Below are 24,713 nucleotides of genomic sequence, written 5' to 3'. Positions count from 1 at the left end.
ATGCTTTATTCTACTATTATTTTGTACATACTTAAAAGTCCGAATAAACCTTCTTTACTAAATTTTGCTCCTTTTATTCTGTTTTTTTCTGGTGAAATGCTATAATTTTTTGCGGAAGTAAAATCTGCTTTTTCAAGATTTGTATTTTCAAAGACTGCTTTTTCTAAATCACAATCTAAAAAAGAAGCATTGGTTAGATTTGATGCTGTAAAATCTACAGATTGAAGATTACAGGTATTAAAATTGGTACTGTTTATATTTAACTGGTAAAAAGAGGCTAGACTTAAATTACAGGATTTAAAACTGATATCTAGCAACATAGAATTACATGTATTAAACGGAAAACCTATCATTTTACAATTGGTAAAAAGTACTTCATTAAAGGTTGTTCCTTTTGTCTTTACATTACTTAAGTTACAATCTATAAATTCACATTCTAAAAAAGCATTATTGCTTAAGTAGCTGTCTGTAAATGTGCAATTTATAAAGGTACAATTGTTATACTCAGCTTTTGGTAATTCTTTACTAGAGTAGTCTTTGTTTTTGTAGGTTTTGTCGTTTATAAAGGAAAGAATCATGTACTAAGATAGTATGTTTTTTGTAAAAGTATTAAAATGGTATAAACCATAAAAGCCATATCACGTAGAATTTAATCTAGTGGGATATGGCTTTCTTTGAAATAGCTTGGCGTGATCTATTTAACAATGCTGTTACTATAGGTTATAAACTTTCGTTTTCCCCTTTTTATAGATTCAAGTTACACTATATCAATAAAACATTTTAGTTTGTAACTTTCAAAATGTATTGACTTGTTACTAAAATGTTTTTGTTAATTGTTTTTCTTGATGCTTAACTTTCTGTGTTTCACTTTCGTGTTATACTTCTTTTTAAACATTGCTTCTTGTTTTGGTTATCACTTTCGTTTTAACTACACTAAGAAACTTTCTATCTTACTAGTTACTATCTACCTAAATATATAGTACTATTTAAGATTTCATGATCTTTCAGACTAACACATTTACACATGCATCTTTAAAATCTCAAAAAACAATTATAATTAAAGAATGAGTCTTTAATAGAATTTCACTTTTCATTCTCTTTTAATACAGAAACTCACAGTAGTGGTGTGTAATTCTGTAGCTAATATAGCATAAGAAGTTAAAAAAGCAATGATTTTAACACTCTAGTTATCAAGTTGTTATAAACTTGTGTTATTAACATTTGTTAATAAGCAACTTTGCGCTTTTTTATTTAATTAGTAAAAAAACTGCTATAGATTAAGAGTTAGCAGTAGTAGCAAAGCTAGGTTTTGTATAGTGTAGTATAGGTATTGGTAAAAATAAGGCATAAAAAAAGCCTTGAGAAATCAAGGCTTTTTAATGGTATTAAACGTTTATTAAGAACGTCTTTTTTCTGTAATTCTAGCTTTCTTACCAGTAAGACCTCTAAAGTAAAAGATACGTGCTCTACGTACTTTACCTCTTTTGTTTACTTCTACTTTTTGTAAAGCAGGTAAGTTAACTGGAAAAATACGCTCTACACCAATTGTTCCTGACATTTTTCTAATAGTAAATGTCTCTGATGCTCCAGTTCCTCTACGTTGTAAAACAACACCTTTAAAAAACTGCGTACGCGTTTTGTTTCCTTCTCTAATTTCGTAATACACTGTAATAGTGTCTCCAGCTCCAAACTCTGGAAAGTCTTTTTTTGTTACAAATTCGTCTTGTACAAATTTTACTAAAGATTCCATCTTTATTAATTTTTTATTAGTTATTTTAAGGCAACATTCGCGATTTTCGCCAGAGGTTAGCTCAAAAGTGGTGCAAATATAGGTATAATAACTTAAATACCAAACAACAAAAATAAAAATTAAAATGCCTTTTTTAATTAGTAATTAAGCGTATTTGGGCGTTTCCTTTTGTTCTTCCTGCTAGGTTAAAAACCTTGCAGGAAGAACAAAACGTCAGGCTTTACAGGCTCGCTTTTTTTGAAAAAAAACAAAAAAGAGCTCAAACAACCTTGCAATCCTTAACGCAGAAATTGGTTTCCATTATACTATTTTAATTGAATAGGAATATAAACATCCTCCTCAGAGTCTGGTGAGTTTTTAATGTATTTGCTACCAAGCACATTAAAATGTGGTCTGTTATCTAATCTGTATGCTGATTTTGGTAACCAATCTGTAAAAACGTATTGCATTAAATTTGAAAAATCTTTTGCTAAGCCTTTATAGGTAAAAACAGCATATAAACCACTTTCTATAACGAGAGTGTGCATATTTTCTGGTATTTCGTCTAAATTTTCAACCTCTAAAGTGCCCCATTTTTTAAACCTATTATTTGGGTTAAAGCTTTTAAAGTAAGCAGCATCATATTGCATGACTTCATAAATAGCGCTAGATATACTATTTTTTACTTGTTTTCGGTAAGGCATAAAGCTAGAGAACAGCTCTAATGTTTTGTTGTCTATTAAAGACATTTCAACAAATTTTCCGACTAATTTTTTTTCAGAAACAGATTCAATTCTTGGTTGCATATTCATTTTTTAAGAATAAATGTATATAAAGATTAGTCTTCTAATAAATCTGGTCTTCTGTCTTTGGTACGTTGGTATGCTTGTTCTTCACGCCATTTTTCTATTTTAGCATGATTACCACTAAATAATAATTCTGGAACTTCCCAACCTTTATAATCTCTAGGTCTAGTATAAATAGGAGGAGCTAGTAAATTGTCTTGAAAAGAATCTGTTAAGGCAGAAGTTTCATTTCCTAAAACACCAGGAATTAATCGTATTACCGCATCACATAAAACAGCAGCACCAAGTTCTCCTCCAGACAAAACATAATCTCCAATAGAAATTTCTTTGGTGATAAATTGATCGCGAACACGTTGATCTACACCTTTATAATGTCCGCAAAGAATAATAATATTTTCTTTTAAAGATAAATGGTTTGCCATACCTTGATTTAAGGTTTTACCATCTGGAGTCATATAGATTACTTCATCATATTGGCGTTCTGCCTTTAGTTTAGAGATACATTTATCTATAGGTTCTATCATCATTACCATTCCTGCGCCACCACCAAATTGGGTGTCGTCTATAGATTTATAGTTGTCTGTGGTATAATCACGTAAATTATGAAAGTGTACTTCTACCAAGTTTGCTTCAATAGCTCGTTTAAGTATAGAAGCGCTAAAAGGACTTTCTAGTAATTCTGGTAAAACAGTAATAATGTCAATTCTCATGAGTCTTTTGTATATGTTGCAAAGATGCAAAGAATATGATGAATTTTAAAGAATTAGTTTTTCAGTTTATTAAAATAAAGTATAAGGTAGGTTTTATCTTTTTTTTTATTACTGAAACAGCTTTCACTTTGTACTAAAAAGTAATTCCATTTTTATGCTTTTGGTAGTACACAAACAAACATGTATTGCAAAAAAAAATCTGTAAAATGAATTACAGATTTTTTAAGTTTTACTTTTTATTAAAAGTATTTGTTATTGTTTTTTTTGTTTGTTTAGCTCGTCTTGAAGTTGTCTTCTAACTTTTTGCTCACGTTCTAAAGCTATCTTTCTATGCTCTTCAAATTCTTCTTCAATTTCAGCTAAAGATTTATTGGCTTCTTTAGTTATAGCATTACTATTTTTAAATTTATAGATAAAGAATAATAAAAGCGCTAATAAACCTGCAATAATAGACCACATAAGTACATTGTATCCAGATTTACTCATTAGTATACCAAATAAAGACATACTATCTTTTTCTTCATTTGTTTTAGCTAAGGTATCTTGTGTGTTAGATAAACTGGTTTTTAAGGTTTCAATTTCTTTAGCTTGGTTTTTTACAACCGTTTGTGTTTCTGCTAAGTTTTTATGAATTGTTTTTAAAGAATCAATAGTATGTGCTTGTAAGGTAAGGAACATGCTACGTTTAACAGCTTCATAAGGTTGGCCATTAGTACCTTTAAAGTTTCCAGATTTTTTTAAAATATATTCAAACTGTTCATTTATAGTACCAGTACTTAGCGAAAGATTCTCTTTATCTTTATCGTTTTGTGCTTGTGCATTAAATGTTGAACAGAATAAGGATATAAATAGAATTATAATAAATTTAGAAGAATTCATTTAGTAAATGTAGTTTGGTTTTAATTTTTACGAAAATAACAAAATATGTTTATTTAGATGCTAAATGAACTTCAAAAATGATTTGGAAAAAAACGCATTCAACATAAAATAAAAATAATTAAAAAGCCTCACAAATGCGAGGCTTTAATATATACGTTAGTAATTGCTATTTAGATGTTATTATTAATAATAAGTATGTCTTCTAACTTTAGCTATATATTTTGCTAATCTAATTACTTGATGGCTATAGCCATACTCATTATCATACCATATATATAAGATAGCATTTTTTCCGTCTGCTCTAACAATAGTTGCTTTACTATCATAAATAGAAGGAGCAGAAGAGCCTACTATATCACTAGATACTAACTCATCACTTAATTCATATTTTATTTGTTCTACCAAATTACCTTCTAAAGCATATTTTTTCATGATGGTGTTTATACCATCTACAGAAGTAGGGTTTTCTAATTCTAAATTTAAAATAGCTAAAGAACCGTTAGGTACAGGAACTCTAATAGCATTAGAAGTTAATTTTCCTTCTAAACTTGGTAAAGCTTTACTAACCGCTTTTCCTGCTCCTGTTTCTGTAATTACCATATTTAATGCAGCTGCACGACCACGTCTGTATTTTTTATGAAAATTATCTACTAAGTTTTGATCGTTAGTGTATGCATGAATAGTTTCTAAGTGACCTGTTTTTACGCCAAAAGAATCTTCCATAGCTTTTAAAATAGGTGTAATGGCATTTGTAGTACAAGAAGCAGCAGAAAAAATACTTACTTCGTCTGGATTGTGTTCGGTATGGTTTACACCATGTACAATATTAGGAACCCCTTTTCCTGGAGCAGTAAGTAATACTTTATCTGTTCCTTTAGATTTTAGGTGTCTGCTTAAAGCTTCGTTATCTCTAAAAGCTCCAGTATTATCAATTACTAAAGCATTATTAATACCATATTTAGTATAGTCAATATCTTCTGGTGCATTAGCAGAAATAATATTTACAGTAGTACCATTTATTATTAAGGCGCTATTTTCTACATCTATAGAAACGGTTCCAGAAAAATCTCCATGTACAGAGTCATTACGTAGTAAAGAAGCTCTTTTTTCTAAAACAGTAGCGTTAATTTCTCCACGAGTAACAATAGCTCTTAAACGTAATTGGGTACCTTTTCCAGCTTTTGTCATTAACTCTCTAGCTACTAAACGACCAATTCTACCAAAACCATAAAGCACAACGTCTTTAGGTGTTATAGAACCATTTTTACTAGCATCTTTAAGTTTTGCAGCAACAAATGCAGTAGCATTGTTGTATTTACCTTCTTCCATATGGTACTCAAAAGTTAATTTCCCAATATCTAATTTAGCAGGAGGAAGGTCTAAGGTGTTAATTGCTTGCGCTATTTCTACAGAGTCAAAAATAGAAATTGGTTTCTGTACAAATTCGCATGCATATTCGTGCAGGTTTAAAATGTCGCTTACATTTTTGTCTATTAATTGATTTCTAAAAATCACTAATTCGATAGATTTATCGTACCAAAGGTCGCTTACTATTTTAATAAATTCTACAGTAGCTCTACGTCTATCTGCTTGAAATGCTAGTTCGCTTTCGTAAGTTTCGTTAATAGGCATTGTTAAAATATTTTAATTGTGTTGTTAAATTTTTTGCAAAAGTAACATATTTCAAACGTTTTCGTAACTAATTTTTAATAAAATAAAAACGCCCTAGAAAATACTAGAGCGTTAGTGGTAAAATGGTTTTTATAATTATACTATCTAAAGTTATATCGTTCTTTTTCTCCTTTAGAATTTATTAGTTCTATACGTAGTAAATCATTGGTATGTCTGTTTTTTAATATGGTTTGCACATCATCAATACTATTTACTTTAGTATCATTAATAGCTGTAATAATATCACCTACTTGCACACCATTATTTATCCAATAGCTTAAATAATTTTTATTATTGGTTAATCTAGCAATTTTTACTCCGTTTTCTGTTTTATATTTTTTAAGATCTTTAGGTTTTGCATTTTTAATAACACCTATAATAGGAACCGTTAGTGTTTCGTTTTTACGTAATGTAACCGCAAATACTTTTTGTTCTCCATCTCTTAAAACGGTTACGTTTACAACATCATTAGGACTTTTAGAATTTAAAAATCCTTTTAAATCAGAAAACTTTTTGATTTCAATATTTTCTAATTTTTTAATAATATCGCCACTTTTTAATCCAGCAATATCAGCTCCAGAATCTTCTTCAACTTCTTCAATATAGAAACCTTCTGTGGTGTTAAGTCCAAATTTTTCGGCATAACCAGCACTAATAGAACCTCCAGAAACACCTAAAATTCCGTTTTGTACATTACCAAATTCCATAATATCTTGCACCACTTTTTTAGCAATATTACTAGGTACTGCAAAAGAATAACCAATATAAGAGCCTGTTTGTGATGTAATGGCTGTATTAATACCAATTAAATCTCCATTAGTATTTACAAGTGCTCCACCAGAATTACCAGGATTAACAGCAGCATCGGTTTGTATAAAAGACTGGTTGCTTAAACCGGATAAATCTCTAGACTTTGCACTAATAATTCCTGCAGTAACTGTAGAAGTTAGGTTAAACGGATTACCAACCGCTAAAACCCATTCGCCAATTTTAGCTTGGTCACTATCACCAAAAGTAGTAAATGGTAATTCTTCATCTGCTTCTACTTTAATTAAAGCAATATCTGTTTTTTCATCTGCACCAATAATTTTAGCCTCATAAGTTTTATTATTATTTAAGGTAACAGTAAGTGCTCTTGAACCAGCAATAACATGATTGTTAGTGATAATATAACCATCTGGCGAAATAATTACTCCAGAACCAGTACCAACTTGCGCACGTTGGCTTTGTCTTCCAAAAAATAAATCTTCAAATGTCATTTGGCCACTGCTTACTGTAGTGTTTTTTACGTGTACTACTGTATGTACAGTTTTTTCTGCAGCAGCAGCAAAACTTACATCTGTATCTGGAATAAAATTAGCGTTTGTAGTTTGGTGACTTACCGGAAAAGAAAAAGGTTGCTCTTGTTTATTTTGTATCGCAACATCTTGGTTCTTTTCAATAAAAATTTTGTAGGCACCTAAAGTTATTGCTCCTCCTAATGCCGAAACGAATAATATAGATAAAATCTTTTTCATAATAATATATATGTTTAGTATAAAAAGGTTAACGATTAAAATTAAAAAATTGTTGTTTAAGAAAATCAACTTTAACGCGTATTTAACACCTGAAAATACAGTTTAATATCACTATATTTGTCGTAATAATTTCTATTTAATGACACATACTTTTTATAAATATCAAGGCACAGGAAACGATTTTGTAATGATAGACAATCGTTTAAAAACTTTCAATAAAAAAGACACGCAAAAAGTAGCGTTTTTATGTGATAGACGTTTTGGTATTGGAGCCGACGGATTGATATTACTTGAAAACCATGAAACTGCAGATTTTAAAATGGTGTATTACAATGCCGACGGAAATGAAAGCACCATGTGTGGAAATGGAGGAAGATGCATAGTAGCCTTTGCTAAATTTTTAAACATTGTAAAAGATCATGCTACTTTTGAAGCTATTGATGGTATGCATGATGCTATCATTGAAGGCGATATAATAAAACTACACATGCAAAATGTAGATTTGGTAGAAAAACATACCAATCATATTTTCTTAAATACAGGTTCTCCACACCATGTACAAAAAGAAGCGCATTTAAAAACCTTTGATATTAAAACCGAAGGAGCAAAAATTAGATATGGAAACCCTTATGGTGAAGCAGGAACTAACGTAAACTTTGTTTCTAAAATTAACGATTCTACGTTTGCAGTTAGAACTTACGAACGTGGTGTTGAAGATGAAACCTTATCTTGCGGAACAGGAGTGACAGCTGTAGCTATTGCTATGCATTATATAGGGGAAACCGAAAAAAATCTAATTAACCTACAGGTACAAGGAGGAGAGCTACAAGTGTCTTTTGTTAAAAAAGGCGAAGCATACCAAGATATCTGGTTAATTGGTCCTGCTAAACAAGTTTTTAAAGGTAGCATTTCATGATTACATTAAAAGGTGAACATATTTACTTACGTGCTCTAGAACCCGAAGATTTAGCGTTTATTCATACTATTGAAAACGATGAAAGCATTTGGGAAATTAGCAATACCATAACTCCGTATTCTAAATATTTAATCAAACAATACTTAGAGCATGCACATAAAGATATTTACGAAGTAAAACAGTTAAGACTAGTAATTTCTAGTTATGATGATGAGGCACTTGGTATGATTGATGTTTTTGATTTTGATGTTAAAAACCGAAGAGCAGGAATTGGTATTTTAGTAAAAGAAACAGCAAATAGGCAAAAAGGTTTTGGAAAAGAAGCCTTAAATTTATTGGTTAACTATTGCTTTACCCATTTAGATATGCACCAACTGTATTGTAATATTTCAGAAGGAAACAAAGCAAGCATAGCTCTTTTTACCAATCAAGGGTTTCAAGAAATAGGATTAAAAAAAGACTGGAATTTAGTCAACAATCAATTTAAAAACGAATATATTTTTCAACTCATTAATAAATAAATGTACTTTAAAAAAATACTTCTAGCCATAGCTATAATAGGATTAATTGTAGCTGCTTTTTTTGCAAACTTTGTGTATAATGCCATGTTTAAGGTTAATACAGCCTTTAATAATGAAGAAGCCTATATCTATGTTTCTAGTGATGCAAGTTATAATGATGTAAGAGAACAGTTAATACCATTATTAAAAGATATAGATGCTTTTGATGCTTTAGCAGAAAAGAAGAAATACAACACAAACCTTAAAGCAGGAAGATTTGTGATTAAAAAAGGAATGAATAATAATGATATTATAAATTCTATACGCAGTAACAACTTACCAATTAAAATAGCTTTTAATAATCAGGAAACTATTGAAAAATTAGCAGGAAGAATAGCTACACAAATTGAAGCAGATAGTTTAAGCTTATTACAGGCTATGACAGATAACGCTTTTTTACAAAAAAATGGTTTTTCTAAAGCTACAGCTTTAGGTATGTATATTCCTAATAGTTATGAGTTTTTCTGGAACTCTTCTGCTGAAACTTTTAGAGATAGAATGTTAAAAGAATATAATAGATTCTGGAATACCAATCGTGTTGCAAAAGCAGAAGCATTACATTTAACAAAAGATGAAGTAATGGCTTTAGCTTCTATAGTACATGAAGAGTCTAAGCAAGCAAGTGAGCAACCAAGAATTGCAGGAGTATATTTAAATAGAATACGAATAGGTATGCCATTACAGGCAGATCCTACGCTTAAGTTTGCTGCATACCAATTACCAAAATATAAAAACACTATTATAAAACGTGTTTTAAATGTGCATAAAGAAATAGAATCTCCTTATAATACGTATAAAAAATTAGGATTACCTCCAGGACTTATAGCTATGCCAGACATATCTGCTATAGATGCTGTTTTAAATGCTGAAAAACATAACTACTTGTATTTTTGTGCAGATGCTAAAAAATTAGGCTTTCATAAATTTGCAAAAAGCTTAGCGCAACATAACGCAAATGCTAGAGAATATCAACGCTATTTGTCTTCTCAAGGTATAAATAAATAGTTCTTTTGAAAAATATTTTATATCTACTATTAGTAGTATGCACCACAACGACTATTTGCGCACAGTCTAAAATTAATGCATTTCTTACACCAAGTGATACCTTAAATAAGCCAAGAAGAAATGCATTAGTAATAACAGAGGCTTCTGCAATTGGGTTGTCCTTAGTTGGTTTAAACCAGTTATGGTATGCAGACTATGAGAAATCAAAATTGCATACACTTAATGATAATGAAGAATGGCTTCAAATGGATAAGTTTGGGCATGTGTTTTCTTCTTATCAAATTGGTAGTGCAGGAGCAAGTCTTTTGCATTGGAGTGGTGTAGGTAAAAGAGATCAATTATTATATGGCGCTACCTTAGGTTTTGGGTTTTTAACTGTAGTAGAGGTTTTTGATGGGTACTCTAAAGAATGGGGCTTTTCTTGGGGAGATATGCTATCTAATGCTGCAGGAACAGGACTTTTTGTAGGTCAAGAATTACTTTGGCAAGAACAACGCTTTACTTTAAAATTCTCCTTTCATCAAACTAAATATGCTTCACAAAGACCAGATAAACTAGGAGAGGGCTTGCTAGAAGAAATATTGAAAGATTATAACGGACAAACCTATTGGCTAAGTGCCAATCTGCATTCTTTTTTTAAAAACGAAAAAATTCCAAAATGGTTAAACCTTGCTTTTGGTTATGGAGCAGACGGAATGCTTGCAGGAACAAACGAAACCGTTTCAGGTGTTTTTGTACCACAAGATAGAATAAGACAATATTATTTAAGCTTAGATGTAGATTTTTCTAGAATAAAAACAAACTCACACTTCTTGAAATCTGTTTTTAGTATTTTAAACGTAATTAAAGTACCATTTCCTACTGTAGAAATAAACAATAAAAACGGAATTAAGTTCCATGCTATGTATTTTTAAACTATTTGTTTTTTAGCAGTATTGATAACCTTCTAGTTTTTAATTAGAAACGTGTAAACGTCTGATTTTCAGTTTTAAAAAATTTGTTGTATATTTGCAGGCTGAAAATTTAATGTGATTATTACTATTAATTATTACTGAAAAATTATTCGTTATGATAAAAAATATTAGCAAGTTTGCGTTACTACTAACTATTTGTACTTTATTTAAACTTTCGTTTTCATCTGAAGCATTTATAGCTTTATTACATCCAGAAACAAAAGAAGTTGCAAAAGTTGAAGTTTCTGATAGAGTATTTGCTTATAATGCCCCAAAACAAAAATTCACACCAACATTAGGAAAGTCATTTGTAGGTTTTAAAGAAGCTTTAGCTTTTAAAGAATCTAGAGGAGATTACTTTACCGTTAATAAGTTTGGGTATTTAGGAAAATACCAGTTTGGTGCAGAAACTTTAAAACTAATAGGTATTTATAACCCAAACCAATTTTTACAAAATCCAGAATTACAAGAAAAAGCATTTATAGCAAATGCAGAGCGTAATAAGTGGATTTTACGTAGAGACATTAAACGTTTTAATGGTATGACCATTAATGGTGTACTAGTAACCGAGTCTGGTATACTAGCTGCAGCACATCTTGCAGGACCAGGAAGCGTTAAAAAATACCTAAGAAGTTATGGTGCTGTAGGTTTTGAAGATGCCTTTGGTACCTCTATTAAATACTACATGAAAAAGTTTTCAGGGTATGATACTTCTGTATTAAAAGCAAATAAAAAAGCAAAAGCAACTTCTATAGTTTAGTTGCTTAGCTTTTATGAATTATAAAAATGGTTGGTCTTTTATGAAGGTCAACCATATTTTTTTTCCATTCATTTACCGTTTTGGTTTTTATGTATTCTGTGCTAAGTGTAATATCACAAGCCACACAAACATCTGTATTATTACTTAATGTTTGGCAGATTACTTCTAGCATTTTATTATTTCTGTAAGGCGTTTCAATAAAGATTTGCGATTGGTTTTTTTCAAAAGAAAGACGTTCTAATTTTTTTAATTCTTGTTTTCTTTCAGCTTTGTCAATTGGTAAATAGCCATTAAAAGTAAAGCTTTGTCCATTCATACCAGAACTCATTATTGCTAGTAATATAGACGAAGGACCAACTAAAGGAACTACTTGTATGTTTTTATGGTGTGCAATTTTTACAACATCTGCTCCAGGATCTGCTACTCCAGGACAACCAGCTTCAGATAATAAGCCCACATTTTTTCCTTGTAAGCAAGGTTCTAAATAGCTTGGTAATTCTGCTGCGTCTGTAAACTTGTTTAAAGGAAACAAGGTTAAGCTAGATTGTTGTTTTTTAGGTTGAATACTTTTTATAAAACGTCTTGCTGTTTTTTCGTTTTCTACAATAAACGTATCTACTTGTTCTATAATTTTTTTTACAGAAATAGGTAAAACTTCTAAAGGAGCATTATCTCCTAAGGTTGTAGGTATAAGGTATAGTTTACCAATAATTTTGTCCATTAATCTTTAATAAATTTACTTGTTTTTATAGATCCATTTTCTGCAATAACTTCAATTAAGTACAAGCCGCTTTGCAGTTTTTTGGTGTCTATAGTTGTAATGCTATTGTTTGGTTTAAAAATAGTTCTAACTAGTTTGCCTTGCAAATTAAAAACATTAATTTCTTTAATTGGCTGTGTTGCGCTTCTAAAATCAAAATTTAAACTATCCTTTGTAGGGTTTGGGTATATTTTTAACTTAAATACACTTTGTTCTTCTGTGCTTAAATCGGCATCAATTATTTTATAAATACTTCCAGAGTTAAGTCCTGCAATGTATAATTCTCCATTAATATCTTCGCCAAATGCTGAAAAGCCATTGTTATCAAAGGCATCAATAAATGTAAGGTTAAAAGAGTTTTCGCTTGTTTGTACGTAGCCTATTTCATCACTACAATAATCTGCAAAAAAGTATAAACCTTGTAGTGTTGGTTGTGCAGTACCTCTATATCTATATCCTCCTATAATAGAGCATTTAAACGCGCCATCATTGCTGTGCGAGTATTGCGCGACAGGAAAAGTTAAGCTACTTGAAGACGGACAGTTTGAGGTATTATATGTTGCGTTCCCTTCATAACAACGCCATCCATAATTTACGGCTAAACTTCCTCCTGTAACCATGTTTATTTCTTCTATTAGGTTTTGTCCTACATCTGCAATCCATATATCATCTGTATCTCTATCAAAAGACCATTTCCATGGGTTGCGTAAACCATAAGCCCAAATTTCTTGTTTAATACCATCACTAGCTCCATAAAAAGGATTGTCTGCAGGAATAGCGTAATTAAAAGTATTATTGGTGTTGTTAACATCTATTCGTAGTAGTTTACCTAAGAGTGTTGTTAGGTTTTGCGCTCTATTACCTGGATCACCACCAGAACCTCCATCACCTGTAGAGATATATAAATAGCCATCAGAGCCAAAATGCATGTCTCCACCATTGTGGTTAGAAAATGGTTGACTAATGGTTAAAATTTCTAATTCTGAGTTTGCATCAGCTGTATTTGTAGTGTTTCTTGTAAATCTAGAAATTACAGTGTCTCCATTATGGTTAATATAGTTTACATATACATAACCATTGTTAAGGTAGTCCGGATGAAATGCCATAGCAAGTAAGCCTTGTTCGCTTCCAGAGTCTGTAACTAAAGTATGTATGTCTAAAAAAGGAGTACTAACGATGCTTCCGTTAGGATTTATTATTTTGATAATTCCAGATTTTTCGGCAACAAAAAGCCTGTTATCTCCTGCGTGTTTTATGTTTACAGGACTTGTAAGTCCGTTAGAAAATAGTTCTATATTTATATTTTGAGAAAAACATAGAAGTGAAAATAAAGCGAATATTATGGTTGTTATTGTTTTCATTCTATACATTTTTAAGAATGTGATTCTTATAAAGTTACAAAAAATAACAACCAATACGCTGAAGGAGCGTAGTTTAGTTTTATTAGAGTTTTTCTTTAATGACGTCTGTAGCTTCGTCTAGCATTTTAAAAACATTCTCAAAACCTTGTTTACTATCATGATAAGGATCAGGAACATCATAGTTTTGGTTTGGGTAAACTTCGTTTAAAATAAGTTTTACTTTAGCTATATCCGTTTCATTTCTAGCTAATTTTACAACATTTTTAAAGTTAGAATTATCCATTACATAAATGTAATCAAAAACATCAAAATCGGTTACAGAAAATTGTCTGCCACGTTGGTTGGTTATATCTATTCCGTATTTAGAGGCAACCTCTATAGAGCGTTTGTCAGGTAATTCGCCAATATGATAGTTTCCTGTTCCTGCAGAATCAATAGTATAATGATGTTTAGAAAGTTTAGAGCGTAAAATACCTTCTGCCAAAGGAGAACGACAGATATTACCAAGGCAAACCATTAGTATTTTTGTCATAATATTTTAAAAAAAAGGTAATTGTTACAAGCTTAAACCGAAAGCTTTTTGGTTAAATCTTCTACGTATTTTCTAAACTGTTTATCTGTAGATGTTAAGTTGTCTACCGTTTTACAAGCATGAAGTACAGTAGCATGATCACGTTTTCCTATTTGAGAACCAATACTTGCTAAGGATGCTTTTGTTAATTTCTTAGCAAAAAACATTGCAAGTTGTCTTGCTTGTACAATATGACGTTTTCTTGTTTTAGATTGCAGTGTGTCTACATCCATTTGAAAATAATCGGAAACTATTTTCTGGATATAATCTATAGAAACTTCGCGTTTTGTGTTTTTAACAAATTTTTCAACTACTTGTTTAGCTAAATCAATTGTAACTTCTTTTTTGTTAAAAGAAGATTGTGCAATTAAAGAAATAATTGCGCCTTCTAATTCTCTAATGTTTGTTTTAATATGTTTTGCAACATACTCAATAATAGCATCAGGCATTTCTACACCATCACGATATAGTTTGTTTTTTAATATAGAAACACGAGTTTCAAAATCTGGACTTTGCAACTCTGCAGAAAGTCCCCATTTAAATCTAGATAATAAGCGTTGCTCAATATCTTGCATATCCACAGGAGCCTTGTCACTTGTTAAAATAACTTGCTTTCCGTTTTGGTGTAAATGGTTAAATATATGGAAGAATACATCTTGAGTTCCAGATTTACCAGATAAAAATTGTACATCATCAATGATTAAGATGTCTATTATTTGGTAAAAATGAATAAAATCATTTCTATTATTCTTCTTAACAGAGTCTATATATTGTTGCGTAAATTTTTCGGCAGAAATATATAAAACTGTTTTTTCTGGGTATTTATCTTTAATGTCAACACCAATAGCATGTGCTAAGTGTGTTTTACCAAGTCCTACACCTCCAAAAATTAATAAAGGATTAAAAGAAGTTCCTCCTGGTTTACTAGCAACAGCTAATCCTGCGCTTCTAGCTAAACGGTTAGAGTCTCCTTCTAAAAAATTCTCAAAACTATAGTTTGGATTTAATTGCGATTCAATTTTCACATTTCTAATTCCTGGAATAATAAAAGGATTGCGTAATTCGCGGTTTTTATTGTTTAAAGGAATATCAACATCTTGAGCTTTTACAGCAGTTCTGTTAGAACTAGGAATTTTCTCGGTAAAAGGTTGCTTGTTACCATAAGTGTTTTCCATTTTAATAATGTAAACCAGTTTGGCCGATTCGCCTAACTCTTTAGTAAGTGCAACTTTTAATATTTTTACATAGTGTTCTTCAAGCCATTCATAAAAGAATTTACTTGGTACCTGAATGCTCAGTGCATTATCTGCAAGTTTAACTGCAACAATTGGTTCAAACCAAGTTTTATAAGCTTGCGGTTGGATGTTATCTTTTATAAAATTAAGACAATTATTCCAAGCCGATTGCGCAGTAATACTCATTATTTTTTGTGAAATTTATTGTTAGTTAAAAAAAGAGGAATTGATTTCCTCTTGTTGATTATAGCTCGGCAAATATGTGAACAAAATTATTAATAAAAAAATATTTTAATGTTGATTATTAAGAATTTTTTTTGCATGTTTAATCTATATTCGAAACTACAAAAAATTATTGAAATAATACTATGAAAGTGAATGAAATTTTTATAAGAATTAGATATGGTGAAACAGACCAAATGGGTGTAGTACATCATGCTAATTACCCATTATACCTAGAAATGGGAAGAACAGAGTGGTTGAGAACCTTTGGTATTTCTTACAGTAAAATGGAAAAAGAAGGTGTAATGCTTCCTGTAATTTCTATGGCTCTAAAATATAAGAAATCAGCCTACTATGATGAGGTTATTAAAGTAAAAACCCAACTTAAAAAAACACCTTCTGTTAAGATTGAGTTTGACTATGTTATTACCAATGAGGCAGATGAAATTTTGGTAGAAGCAAGCACTGTGTTAGCCTTTATTAACATGAAAACAAAAAGACCAATGAAGTGTCCAGATTATATTTTAGATAAGTTATAAAAGCTGAAGCTAAACCGCTTTAATTTGAATTTCAAATTGATTATTAAAAGTTTCAAAAATTGCTTTCGAGTCTCTTTTTCTAACCGAAATAAATACTTTACAATCTAATTCTAAAATTTGATTAGTAACCTGTAAGTTTTTCTCTTTTATAATACGCATTACTTTATTCATGTTTTTGTATTCAAAAGAGATGCAATACTGTATGTTAATTGTTTTTTCAACAATATTAGAAGCTTCTAAAGCCATTTGAGCTCCTGTTTTGTATGCATTTATTAAGCCTCCTACACCTAGTTTTACGCCTCCAAAATAGCGTACCACTACAATAAGTATGTTGGTAACATCAAAAGATTGAATTTGTCCGTAAATAGGCATTCCTGCACTATTATTTGGTTCGCCATCGTCATTTGCTCTGTAAGAAAGGTTGTTTTCTTCGGTACCAAATTGGTAGGCATAACACCAATGTCTTGCAGAATGGTGTTGTTTTTTTAGTGCTTCAATATGTTGTTTAGCATCTTCTTCATTTTGAATAGGAAAAGCATAACTAAAGAATTTGGAGTTTTTATCTTTAAACAGTGTTTCTTCTGAAGCTTCTGTAATTGTTTTGTAAGTGTCTTTAATAGTCATTGTAGTTGCTAAAACATCAATGATATAAAAAAACGCCCAATCATTAAAATTATGACGGACGTTTTTTATTAAAGTATGGTTGCTGTTATTTTATAATTACCTTTTTGTAGATCGTGTTATTTGTATTTGTTTATTAAAGTTTAGTATTACGCTAAAGTCACTAATGTTATAGCTACAACAGCCAAACCTAGTCCTATCCAGTTTTTTACAGATAGTTTTTCTCTAAAAACCAACAAACCTACTAAGGTAGAAAGCATCATGATCCCTACATGATTTACAGTAAAAAGGGTAGAGCTTTCAAACAATTCATGATCTAAAGCTTTTAATAAAAAGTATATAGAACCATAGTTTACAATTCCTAGAATAAAACCACTTACCAAGCTTTTTAGGTTAAAACCAAAGTCTTTTTTTACAAGTGTTGTAAGTACTCCTAAAATAGCAGCAATACCAAATATAGAGGCTGAAAATATAGGGATACCATTTTCTGGCACATGTGTAGTTTCAATATATTTTATGGAGGTGTCAATAGTTCCAGATCCTATAAAAAGTAGAATGGGTAGTGCTAAGTTTTTTTTAAAATCAACTTGAGCGTATGATTTTACTGAAGCCAAATACACAGCAACTAATGCAAAACAAATTCCTATTATCTTTTGAAGTCCTGTGCTTTCATTATACATGTAAATACCAAAAATTATAGGTATAACCACACTCATTTTAGAAGCTACAGAAGCTACCGAAACACCATTTTTTTGAGCAGTTGTAGCCATTACAAAAAAGATGCTAATAAATAAAAAGCCTAAAAATAATGCTCCTAAAAACCAATCACTATATATGGTGTTTTGTGCAGTTATTGGTTGGTTGTAAGAGGAAATACCTATAGCAAAAGCAACAAAATAGTTAACTGTTATGGTGTGTATGGTGCTAATTTTATACTTGGTAAGCAGCTTAAATACAATAAATATAAGCGTAGAGCTTAAAATACTTAATAGTAAATACATTTAAAATAAGTCTTTATGTAAGCTAAATAATTGAGAGATGTCTTCTTTGGTTTCGTCAATATTCCAAACATGAATACCTAATTGTTTGGCTGCTTCGGTGTTTTCTAAAGTGTCATCAATAAAAAAAGATTCTTCTGCTTTTAGTTTGTTTTCTTCAAGTACAAACTCATAAATATTGGCATTTGGTTTTCGTAATTGAATTTCATGCGAAAGGTAAAAAGCATCGAAGCATTTTTTAAAATCTTCGAAGAAAGCTACATTTTCTATTATGCTATTTATATGTAATTCGTTAGTGTTACTTAGTAATATAAGGGTGTACTTTTTTTCGGCAGCCAATTGTTGAATAAATTCTAATCGCTTACGCGGAAAATCTTTCAGAATGAAGTTCCAAGCATCTATAATTTCAACTTCTGTTAATTTGGGAAAATTTTCTTGATAGAAATCTAAAAATTCTTCGGTAGAGATTAATCCTTGTTCATATAAGGTGTTAATAGCAACTAGTTCTTCTGGTAGTGTTTCTACTTCAAAAGTTTGTAGTGCATTTTGCATGGCACCAGCTTTGTCTAGGTTGATAAACACATCTCCAAAATCGAAAATTAGGTTTTTAATCATATTTATTTTTTGTCATTCCTACAAAGATAGGAATCTGTTTAGTTAGTACTTGTATTGTGGGTTTTTGCTTTTACAGAAAGAATAGCAAAGTTTTAATCGTTAATAAATGTTTTAAGAGTATCTGTTAATATGGTTTCTGTAGCAACTAGTTTACCCGAAAACTTGGGCGCTTTTACGCCTTCTTTAAACAAAACGTTTCCTGTAAATACTCTTGCTTCATCCCAAAGGTTTTCATTAATAAACATTTGTAATGTTTGTGCTCCTCCTTCAATAATAATAGAATTAATATCGTGCTTGTGTATTGCTTGACAAATGGTTTTAGCTGTTTTTTCTTTTAAAACAATAGTTTTAGCTTCGGTATTAAAAACAGAAAAAGTATGGTTAAGTGTATTGTTTTTATCTAAAACCACACGAGTTGGGTTGTTGCCAACAAAATCTCTAACGGTTAAGCTTGGGTTGTCTTGTATAACAGTGTTTGTGCCAACTAAAATTGCTTGCTCTTGGGCACGCCATTTGTGTACTAATTGTCTAGATATTTTGTTAGTTATCCAAACAGGTTTGTTTTCATTTTTTGTTTTTGGCGCAATAAAACCGTCTGTAGTTTCAGCCCATTTTAAAATAATATAAGGACGTTTTTTATTGTGAAAAGTAAAAAAACGTTTGTGGTGTTCTTTACATTCTTCCTCTAAAACACCAACCGTTACATGGCAACCAGAGTCTCTTAGTTTTTTAATTCCTTTTCCTGCTACTTCAGGATTATCATCTACACAACCAATAACCACATTAGGTATTTTGTTTCTAATAATTAAGTCGCTACAAGGAGGTGTTTTACCAAAATGACTACAAGGTTCTAAGGTAACATATAAGGTTGCTTCGGTTAAAAGTGTTTTGTCTTGTACAGCCTGTATTGCATTTACTTCTGCATGATTGCCACCATAAGCACTTGTGTAGCCTTCTGCAATAATTTTGTTGTTGTGTACAATTACAGCTCCAACCATTGGGTTTGGCCTAGTGCTTCCTAAGCCTAGTTTTGCAATTTGTATGCAGCGTTGTATGTAGTCTTTGTGTGTAATAATTTTAGAATTTTATTTTAACGTTTTCGGTTTCGTCTACATCATAGGTATGTGAAAAACCAAATACCTTATATTTAATTTGTCCTTTGTATTGTACTTTCATTTTCTGACTTAATAAGCTACCTAATAAACCACTCAAGCTTTTGTTGCTTAAAAGGCTATCTGTAGGTACATTTGCTTCTAAAGGAATAGAAAATTCTTTTCTTGCAGGTACTTTAAAGCTTTTTGTTTTAACCGTTGCCATTTGGTTGTTGTTAACAAAAACTTTAATCTCATCGGTTTTTAATTCGCCACTTATATCATTAGGGTTTATAAAATAGGCATCTGCACTAAGGGTAATGTATTTAGAGTTAGTATCGTCTACTTTTATGTTGTCTACTCTTAAAAACTCAGGTTTCTCTTTAACAGAACAACTTAAAAAAGTACCTATTACTGTTAATAAGATTATAAGCTTCTTCATTTAAATTTTTTTAGATTTAATGTATCTTCACAGCAAAAATAATATTTAAAAGTGAGTAATAGCAATATCATTATAAGAGAAATTGAACAAAAGGATAATGCGCAAATAGAAGCTGCTATTAGAGGTTGTTTTCATGATTTTGACATTCCGTTAGTTGGTACAGCTTATGAGGATGTTGAGACCACTAAAATGTTTGAGTCTTACCAAAATAATAACGAGGTTTATTATGTTGTAGAGTTAGATAGAAAAGTTTTTGGTGGCGCAGGAATAAAGCCTTTAAAAGATTTTGAAACCGAAATATGCGAAATTCAAAAAATGTATTTTGCTCCAGAAATAAGAGGTAAAGGAATTGGAAAACCGCTTTTTGAAAAATGTATAGAAGCTGCTAAAACATTAGGCTATAAGCAATGTTATATAGAAACTATTTCAAGTTTAAAAGCTGCTATTCATATTTATGAAACCTTTGGATTTAAACATTTAGAAGCTCCTTTAGGAAACACAGGACATTCTTCTTGTGGTGTTTGGATGCTTAAAAACTTGTAATTTCTTTATCCTATTTTTTACATGAAATTAAAAACAATAAAAGAAGCGTTTCATAAAGAGCTTGATGCTATTTATGGTAAAGAGGAGGTGAGTAGTTTTTTCTATTTGTTAATAGAATCGTATTGCTATTTTACAAGGTTAAAATTAGCCTTAGAGCCTGAAAAAACAATTTCAAAAGCAGAAGAAGAGTTGCTATTACAAGCGTTAAACAGGTTAAAAGAACAAGAACCAATTCAGTATATAATAGGAGAAACAGAATTTTATGGTTTACCATTTAAAGTAAATGCGCATACCTTAATACCACGACCAGAAACCGAAGAACTTGTAGAATGGGTTATAGTTTCTAATAAAAGGAGTAAACCTTTAACTGTTTTAGATATTGGTACAGGAACGGGTTGTATAGCTATTTCGTTGGCTAAAAATTTGCCAAATGCTAAGGTTTACGCGCTAGATGTTTCTGAAAAAGCCCTAGAAAAAGCAAAAGAAAACGCTGTTTTAAATGAGGTAGAGGTAACGTTTATTTCTGCAGATATTTTAAACCAAAGCACCTGTGATTTAAAATTAGAAAATGTAGAGTTTGATATTATAGTATCTAATCCTCCATACGTTCGCAATCTTGAAAAACAAGAAATGCGTACCAATGTATTAGCAAACGAACCACATTTAGCCTTGTTTGTAGAAGATGATAATCCCTTACAGTTTTATAACGCAATAACAGCATTTGCAATTGCTAAATTAAAAGCAAAAGGCGAATTGTATTTTGAAATAAACGAATATCTTGGTAAAGAAATGCTTACGTTGTTGCAAGAAAATGACTTTAAAGATATAGAATTAAAGAAAGATTTTTTTGGCAAAGATAGAATGCTAAAAGGGGTAAAAGGGTAGATGAAAAAATGGTGTTTTATTTTCGTTTCCATCTTGGTTTTTGCTTGTAAAAAGGAAACCAACCGTAAAAAGGTGTTGGTGAATAATACAGATTCTGTTGTGGTTGCAACAGAAAATAATGCACAGGAACAAAAAACAGATGCTACTATTGTTTTGCAAGATTCTATTTACAAATGGTTTACGCCTAAAGAAATGGAAGCTTTGCAAATACGAACAGTAAATGCTATTAACGGCCTTAATGTTAGAGATTCTTTAGGGAATAAAATCGGTAAATTAGATTTTGGTGAAAGTGTGTATATTCTGGATTATACTAAGGATTCTATAACCCTAAAAGATAAAAATCAAATTATTTCAGGTAGAAAAGCAAAGGTGGTTACTGCCTGGAGCAATGAGAAAATCCAAGTTAGTGCCAACCAATATGACTATAAATGGTTTGTAAAAAAGGAAGATATAGGATTTGTTTTTGAAGGCTTTTTATATGAAAACAATTCAAATGCAGAGGAGGATTCATTATATGATTATAATTATTTGTCTACTGGCGAAAAGGGTAATGAATCAAAGGTCGATTTAAGAGAATTCTTAGATATTAAAAAAGTTAATATTACTGATTTTAATGTTTTAGAAAAAGAGGCTAATCCTTTAAATGAAGTGCCAAAGAAAATAAATGGACGTATTGTACTTCATTTTGAAAAAGCTAAAAAGCTAGTATTAAAAGATACTACGTATTTAAACTCCGAATACACGCCAACACGAACGTATAACGTTTTTGTGCACGAAGATTTCCCAACTAGTTATATGGTTTCAGAAAGCATGTTTTTTATGCCAGAAATTCATACCGAAATAAGCAAGAAAACAGGAGATACTTTAAATGTATTTCAAGGCTATCCGTATATATCACCAAATAAAGACTATGCTGTTTTAATAACATACGATCAAACCGAATGTTATCATGATACCTATTTTCAGTTATATAAAAAAGATAAAAAGAATAAATATATATCGATGTTTGGTTATACGCCACAATCTTGGTCTTATCCTTTTAAAAAGAATAATGCAGGAAGTATGGATGCTATTTTTTCTATCCATTGGGTACAAAATGATGTCTTTATAATAAAAGCGGTGGATTTTGTGACAGATTGTTATGCGCCAGATAAACTTTCTAAGCCATATTATCTTAAATTTGAAATCAAAATATAATTTTCAAAAATTATTTGCAATTAAAAAATGAATACCAAAGAATACATAGAGAATTTACGTAACGAGCTTCGTGAACATAATTATAACTATTACGTCCTAGATAATCCTACTATTAGCGATTTTGATTTTGATAGTAAATTAAAAGAGCTTCAAGATTTAGAAGCAAAACACCCCGAGTTTTATGATGCCAATTCGCCAACCTTACGCGTAGGAGGAGAAGTAACTAAAAATTTTAATACGGTTGTGCATGAACACCGAATGTATAGTTTAGATAATTCGTATTCGCTTGAAGATTTGCAAGATTGGGAAGCAAGAATAAAAAAAATGGTCGATGGTCAAATTCAATATACTTGTGAGTTAAAGTATGATGGAGCATCTATTAGTTTAACTTATGAAAACGGAAGTTTGCTTCGAGCAGTAACTCGTGGTGATGGTATGCAAGGAGATGAGGTTACAGCAAATATTAAGACGATAAAGTCGGTACCATTACAGTTAAAAGGAAGTTATCCTGCAAAGTTTGATATTCGCGGAGAAATTGTTTTGCCTTTTGAAGGGTTTAATAAAATGAATGAAGAGCGCATAGATATTGGCGAAGAACCTTATAGAAATCCTAGAAATACTGCTTCGGGAAGTTTAAAACTTCAAGATAGTGCAGAAGTAGCAAAAAGACCATTAGAGTGTTTGTTGTATAATATTACAGGAGATAATTTAGGTATAGCTACACAAATGGAAAGTTTAGAAAAAGCCAGGCAGATGGGATTTAAAGTTCCGGAAGCAGCTAAACTAGCAAACTCTATTGATGAGGTATTAGAGTTTGTGAATTATTGGGATACAGAAAGACATAATTTACCTTACGAAACAGATGGTGTAGTAGTAAAAGTAAATGACTTACAACAACAAGAAGAATTAGGGTATACTGCCAAAGCACCACGTTGGGCAATGGCATATAAGTTTAAAGCAGAGCAGGTTTCTACACGACTAAACAGTATATCGTATCAAGTGGGTAGAACAGGAGCAATAACACCTGTTGCAAATTTAGAGCCTGTAGAATTAGCAGGAACCACAGTAAAACGTGCTTCTTTACATAATAGTGACCAAATTGAAAAACTAGATGTTAGAGTAGGTGATGAGGTGTATGTAGAAAAAGGAGGTGAGATAATACCTAAAATTATTGCTGTAGATTTAACTAAACGTCCAGAAAACTCGCAGCCAACACAATATATTACGCATTGCCCAGAGTGTAATACGCCTTTAGAAAGGTTAGAAGGTGAGGCAAAACATTTTTGTCCTAATTATAATGGTTGTAAGCCTCAAATAGTTGGTAGAATACAGCATTATATTTCTAGAAAAGCAATGGATATTGAAGGTTTAGGAGGAGAAACCGTTGCACTTTTAGTAAGCGCAGGATTGATTGCTAATTATTCTGATTTGTATACGCTAACCAAAGAGCAAGTTATGCCTTTAGAGCGAATGGCAGAAAAAAGTGCTGAAAATTTAGTGAATGGTATTGCTGCTTCTACACAAATACCTTTTGAAAGAGTGCTCTTTGCTTTAGGAATTAGATATGTAGGAGAAACTGTTGCTAAAAAATTAGCCAAGCATTATAAAAGTATTGATGCCATTGCAAAGGCTACACAAGAAGAATTGGTAAACGTAGATGAAATAGGTGTTAAAATAGCAGAAAGTGTTATTGCTTTTTTTGCTTCGGAAGAAAATATACAGACCATTGAAAAACTACGAAGCTTTGGAGTACAACTAGAAGTTTCTGCCGAAAAATTAGCGAATCAAACCAATAAATTAGAAAATCAAATTTTTGTAGTTTCTGGTGTTTTTGAAACCGTTTCAAGAACAGAACTTAAAAAGTTAATAGAAGATAATGGAGGTAAAGTATCTTCTTCTATATCTGCTAAAACTAGTTTTATTGTTGCAGGAGATAAAATGGGACCAAGTAAAAAAGCTAAAGCCGAAAAATTAGGAGTTCCTCTAATTACAGAAAAGGAATTCTTACAAATGGTATCGTAATTGTAAGAATTTGATTTTTAAACCGACAAAAAGTAGAATTATACCGTTAAGTTGTAAATTTTATTTATATTTGACGCGTGGTAACTAACACTCTTTTAGGTGTTT

At 31.0% G+C, this 24,713-nt stretch carries 26 protein-coding genes; 10 read left to right on the top strand and 16 right to left on the bottom strand.

Annotation, left to right across the window (positions count from 1 at the left end):
* Positions 1 to 5 precede the first annotated feature (5 nt).
* The 7 genes from ACFSSB_RS15965 to ACFSSB_RS15935 all read right to left on the bottom strand — a co-directional run bounded on the left by ACFSSB_RS15965 (position 6) and on the right by ACFSSB_RS15935 (position 7,312).
* The gene (locus ACFSSB_RS15965; protein ID WP_379906125.1) at positions 6 to 578 is read right to left on the bottom strand and encodes a pentapeptide repeat-containing protein; all 573 of its coding nucleotides are present in this window, start codon (positions 576 to 578) and stop codon (positions 6 to 8) included.
* Positions 579 to 1,396: 818 nt separating this feature from the next.
* Positions 1,397 to 1,750 (bottom strand): 50S ribosomal protein L19, encoded by a 354-nt coding sequence (rplS, locus tag ACFSSB_RS15960; RefSeq protein WP_215968228.1) that lies wholly within the window; start codon positions 1,748 to 1,750, stop codon positions 1,397 to 1,399.
* Between the two features lie 305 nt (positions 1,751 to 2,055).
* Positions 2,056 to 2,541 carry a GyrI-like domain-containing protein gene (locus ACFSSB_RS15955; RefSeq protein ID WP_379906123.1) on the bottom strand — a complete coding sequence of 162 codons (486 nt, stop codon included), beginning with the start codon at positions 2,539 to 2,541 and terminating at the stop codon, positions 2,056 to 2,058.
* Positions 2,542 to 2,567: 26 nt separating this feature from the next.
* Entirely contained in the window at positions 2,568 to 3,245 is a 678-nt protein-coding gene (gene trmD / locus ACFSSB_RS15950) for a tRNA (guanosine(37)-N1)-methyltransferase TrmD (protein WP_379906121.1), read from the bottom strand.
* Positions 3,246 to 3,497: 252 nt separating this feature from the next.
* Entirely contained in the window at positions 3,498 to 4,124 is a 627-nt protein-coding gene (locus tag ACFSSB_RS15945; RefSeq protein ID WP_379906118.1) for a tRNA (guanine-N1)-methyltransferase, read from the bottom strand.
* Between the two features lie 183 nt (positions 4,125 to 4,307).
* Positions 4,308 to 5,756: a glyceraldehyde-3-phosphate dehydrogenase gene (locus tag ACFSSB_RS15940; RefSeq protein ID WP_379906115.1), complete on the bottom strand. Its 1,449-nt coding sequence runs from the start codon at positions 5,754 to 5,756 to the stop codon at positions 4,308 to 4,310.
* A gap of 140 nt (positions 5,757 to 5,896) precedes the next feature.
* Positions 5,897 to 7,312 (bottom strand): trypsin-like peptidase domain-containing protein, encoded by a 1,416-nt coding sequence (locus ACFSSB_RS15935; RefSeq protein WP_379906113.1) that lies wholly within the window; start codon positions 7,310 to 7,312, stop codon positions 5,897 to 5,899.
* A 139-nt stretch (positions 7,313 to 7,451) separates the two neighbouring features.
* Between ACFSSB_RS15935 and dapF the strand changes: the two genes are divergently transcribed.
* The 5 genes from dapF to ACFSSB_RS15910 all read left to right on the top strand — a co-directional run bounded on the left by dapF (position 7,452) and on the right by ACFSSB_RS15910 (position 11,506).
* Positions 7,452 to 8,228, top strand: coding sequence for a diaminopimelate epimerase (gene dapF / locus ACFSSB_RS15930; protein WP_379906111.1), 777 nt, complete (start codon positions 7,452 to 7,454; stop codon positions 8,226 to 8,228).
* Positions 8,225 to 8,749, top strand: coding sequence for a GNAT family N-acetyltransferase (locus ACFSSB_RS15925; RefSeq protein ID WP_379906109.1), 525 nt, complete (start codon positions 8,225 to 8,227; stop codon positions 8,747 to 8,749). Before dapF ends, ACFSSB_RS15925 begins: the two co-directional genes overlap by 4 nt.
* Positions 8,750 to 9,793, top strand: coding sequence for an endolytic transglycosylase MltG (gene mltG, locus ACFSSB_RS15920; RefSeq protein WP_379906107.1), 1,044 nt, complete (start codon positions 8,750 to 8,752; stop codon positions 9,791 to 9,793). It abuts the gene before it with no gap.
* 5 nt (positions 9,794 to 9,798) lie between these two features.
* Complete coding sequence (locus ACFSSB_RS15915) at positions 9,799 to 10,707, top strand: DUF2279 domain-containing protein (protein WP_379906105.1); 909 nt, start codon at positions 9,799 to 9,801, stop codon at positions 10,705 to 10,707.
* A 154-nt stretch (positions 10,708 to 10,861) separates the two neighbouring features.
* Positions 10,862 to 11,506, top strand: a complete 645-nt coding sequence (locus ACFSSB_RS15910) for a peptidoglycan-binding protein LysM (protein ID WP_379906103.1) — start codon at positions 10,862 to 10,864, stop codon at positions 11,504 to 11,506.
* A gap of 4 nt (positions 11,507 to 11,510) precedes the next feature.
* On the opposite strand, the gene ACFSSB_RS15905 is transcribed toward ACFSSB_RS15910, so the two are convergent.
* The 4 genes from ACFSSB_RS15905 to dnaA all read right to left on the bottom strand — a co-directional run bounded on the left by ACFSSB_RS15905 (position 11,511) and on the right by dnaA (position 15,619).
* Positions 11,511 to 12,227, bottom strand: a complete 717-nt coding sequence (locus ACFSSB_RS15905; protein WP_379906101.1) for an SAM-dependent methyltransferase — start codon at positions 12,225 to 12,227, stop codon at positions 11,511 to 11,513.
* Positions 12,227 to 13,627 carry a PQQ-dependent sugar dehydrogenase gene (locus ACFSSB_RS15900; protein ID WP_379906099.1) on the bottom strand — a complete coding sequence of 467 codons (1,401 nt, stop codon included), beginning with the start codon at positions 13,625 to 13,627 and terminating at the stop codon, positions 12,227 to 12,229. The genes ACFSSB_RS15905 and ACFSSB_RS15900 overlap by 1 nt, the downstream gene beginning before the upstream one ends.
* 82 nt (positions 13,628 to 13,709) lie before the next feature.
* Positions 13,710 to 14,159, bottom strand: a complete 450-nt coding sequence (locus ACFSSB_RS15895) for a low molecular weight protein-tyrosine-phosphatase (RefSeq protein ID WP_379906097.1) — start codon at positions 14,157 to 14,159, stop codon at positions 13,710 to 13,712.
* A 32-nt stretch (positions 14,160 to 14,191) separates the two neighbouring features.
* A complete protein-coding gene (dnaA, locus tag ACFSSB_RS15890) occupies positions 14,192 to 15,619 on the bottom strand; it encodes a chromosomal replication initiator protein DnaA (protein ID WP_379906095.1) in 1,428 nt (475 codons plus the stop codon).
* 182 nt (positions 15,620 to 15,801) lie between these two features.
* On the opposite strand from dnaA, the gene ACFSSB_RS15885 reads away from it, so the two are divergent.
* Entirely contained in the window at positions 15,802 to 16,194 is a 393-nt protein-coding gene (locus ACFSSB_RS15885) for an acyl-CoA thioesterase (protein ID WP_379906093.1), read from the top strand.
* A 9-nt stretch (positions 16,195 to 16,203) separates the two neighbouring features.
* Here the strand turns inward: ACFSSB_RS15885 and ACFSSB_RS15880 are convergent, their stop codons facing one another.
* From ACFSSB_RS15880 to ACFSSB_RS15860, 5 genes are all read right to left on the bottom strand, one after another.
* The gene (locus tag ACFSSB_RS15880) at positions 16,204 to 16,818 is read right to left on the bottom strand and encodes an IMPACT family protein (RefSeq protein WP_379906091.1); all 615 of its coding nucleotides are present in this window, start codon (positions 16,816 to 16,818) and stop codon (positions 16,204 to 16,206) included.
* Between the two features lie 146 nt (positions 16,819 to 16,964).
* Positions 16,965 to 17,816, bottom strand: a complete 852-nt coding sequence (locus ACFSSB_RS15875) for an EamA family transporter (RefSeq protein WP_379906088.1) — start codon at positions 17,814 to 17,816, stop codon at positions 16,965 to 16,967.
* Positions 17,817 to 18,428: an HAD family hydrolase gene (locus ACFSSB_RS15870; RefSeq protein WP_379906086.1), complete on the bottom strand. Its 612-nt coding sequence runs from the start codon at positions 18,426 to 18,428 to the stop codon at positions 17,817 to 17,819.
* A gap of 92 nt (positions 18,429 to 18,520) precedes the next feature.
* Positions 18,521 to 19,504 (bottom strand): bifunctional diaminohydroxyphosphoribosylaminopyrimidine deaminase/5-amino-6-(5-phosphoribosylamino)uracil reductase RibD, encoded by a 984-nt coding sequence (gene ribD / locus ACFSSB_RS15865; protein WP_379906140.1) that lies wholly within the window; start codon positions 19,502 to 19,504, stop codon positions 18,521 to 18,523.
* A 1-nt stretch (position 19,505) separates the two neighbouring features.
* On the bottom strand, positions 19,506 to 19,961 hold the full coding sequence (locus tag ACFSSB_RS15860; protein WP_379906084.1) for an LEA type 2 family protein: 456 nt from the start codon (positions 19,959 to 19,961) through the stop codon (positions 19,506 to 19,508).
* Between the two features lie 51 nt (positions 19,962 to 20,012).
* Here ACFSSB_RS15860 and ACFSSB_RS15855 point away from each other — a divergent pair, with 51 nt between their 5' ends.
* Genes ACFSSB_RS15855 through ligA form a run of 4 tightly spaced genes read left to right on the top strand, consistent with a single transcriptional unit; the run spans position 20,013 to position 24,608 of the window.
* A complete protein-coding gene (locus tag ACFSSB_RS15855; RefSeq protein WP_379906082.1) occupies positions 20,013 to 20,504 on the top strand; it encodes a GNAT family N-acetyltransferase in 492 nt (163 codons plus the stop codon).
* 21 nt (positions 20,505 to 20,525) lie between these two features.
* A complete protein-coding gene (gene prmC, locus ACFSSB_RS15850) occupies positions 20,526 to 21,389 on the top strand; it encodes a peptide chain release factor N(5)-glutamine methyltransferase (protein ID WP_379906080.1) in 864 nt (287 codons plus the stop codon).
* A complete protein-coding gene (locus ACFSSB_RS15845; protein ID WP_379906078.1) occupies positions 21,390 to 22,586 on the top strand; it encodes a hypothetical protein in 1,197 nt (398 codons plus the stop codon).
* Between the two features lie 27 nt (positions 22,587 to 22,613).
* Positions 22,614 to 24,608, top strand: a complete 1,995-nt coding sequence (ligA, locus tag ACFSSB_RS15840; RefSeq protein ID WP_379906076.1) for an NAD-dependent DNA ligase LigA — start codon at positions 22,614 to 22,616, stop codon at positions 24,606 to 24,608.
* Positions 24,609 to 24,713 lie beyond the last annotated feature (105 nt).

Source organism: Lacinutrix gracilariae, assembly GCF_042684485.1.
Classification (GTDB): Bacteria; Bacteroidota; Bacteroidia; order Flavobacteriales; family Flavobacteriaceae; genus Oceanihabitans; species Oceanihabitans gracilariae.
This window is presented reverse-complemented; position numbering and strand designations above follow the sequence as displayed.

Coding starts and splice junctions, on each gene's coding strand:
- ACFSSB_RS15965 (WP_379906125.1), bottom strand. CDS start 578: ATGATTCTTTCCTTTATAAACGACAAAACCTACAAAAACAAAGACTAC.
- rplS (WP_215968228.1), bottom strand. CDS start 1,750: ATGGAATCTTTAGTAAAATTTGTACAAGACGAATTTGTAACAAAAAAA.
- ACFSSB_RS15955 (WP_379906123.1), bottom strand. CDS start 2,541: ATGAATATGCAACCAAGAATTGAATCTGTTTCTGAAAAAAAATTAGTC.
- trmD (WP_379906121.1), bottom strand. CDS start 3,245: ATGAGAATTGACATTATTACTGTTTTACCAGAATTACTAGAAAGTCCT.
- ACFSSB_RS15945 (WP_379906118.1), bottom strand. CDS start 4,124: ATGAATTCTTCTAAATTTATTATAATTCTATTTATATCCTTATTCTGT.
- ACFSSB_RS15940 (WP_379906115.1), bottom strand. CDS start 5,756: ATGCCTATTAACGAAACTTACGAAAGCGAACTAGCATTTCAAGCAGAT.
- ACFSSB_RS15935 (WP_379906113.1), bottom strand. CDS start 7,312: ATGAAAAAGATTTTATCTATATTATTCGTTTCGGCATTAGGAGGAGCA.
- dapF (WP_379906111.1), top strand. CDS start 7,452: ATGACACATACTTTTTATAAATATCAAGGCACAGGAAACGATTTTGTA.
- ACFSSB_RS15925 (WP_379906109.1), top strand. CDS start 8,225: ATGATTACATTAAAAGGTGAACATATTTACTTACGTGCTCTAGAACCC.
- mltG (WP_379906107.1), top strand. CDS start 8,750: ATGTACTTTAAAAAAATACTTCTAGCCATAGCTATAATAGGATTAATT.
- ACFSSB_RS15910 (WP_379906103.1), top strand. CDS start 10,862: ATGATAAAAAATATTAGCAAGTTTGCGTTACTACTAACTATTTGTACT.
- ACFSSB_RS15905 (WP_379906101.1), bottom strand. CDS start 12,227: ATGGACAAAATTATTGGTAAACTATACCTTATACCTACAACCTTAGGA.
- ACFSSB_RS15900 (WP_379906099.1), bottom strand. CDS start 13,627: ATGAAAACAATAACAACCATAATATTCGCTTTATTTTCACTTCTATGT.
- ACFSSB_RS15895 (WP_379906097.1), bottom strand. CDS start 14,159: ATGACAAAAATACTAATGGTTTGCCTTGGTAATATCTGTCGTTCTCCT.
- dnaA (WP_379906095.1), bottom strand. CDS start 15,619: ATGAGTATTACTGCGCAATCGGCTTGGAATAATTGTCTTAATTTTATA.
- ACFSSB_RS15885 (WP_379906093.1), top strand. CDS start 15,802: ATGAAAGTGAATGAAATTTTTATAAGAATTAGATATGGTGAAACAGAC.
- ACFSSB_RS15880 (WP_379906091.1), bottom strand. CDS start 16,818: ATGACTATTAAAGACACTTACAAAACAATTACAGAAGCTTCAGAAGAA.
- ACFSSB_RS15875 (WP_379906088.1), bottom strand. CDS start 17,816: ATGTATTTACTATTAAGTATTTTAAGCTCTACGCTTATATTTATTGTA.
- ACFSSB_RS15870 (WP_379906086.1), bottom strand. CDS start 18,428: ATGATTAAAAACCTAATTTTCGATTTTGGAGATGTGTTTATCAACCTA.
- ACFSSB_RS15860 (WP_379906084.1), bottom strand. CDS start 19,961: ATGAAGAAGCTTATAATCTTATTAACAGTAATAGGTACTTTTTTAAGT.
- prmC (WP_379906080.1), top strand. CDS start 20,526: ATGAAATTAAAAACAATAAAAGAAGCGTTTCATAAAGAGCTTGATGCT.
- ACFSSB_RS15845 (WP_379906078.1), top strand. CDS start 21,390: ATGAAAAAATGGTGTTTTATTTTCGTTTCCATCTTGGTTTTTGCTTGT.
- ligA (WP_379906076.1), top strand. CDS start 22,614: ATGAATACCAAAGAATACATAGAGAATTTACGTAACGAGCTTCGTGAA.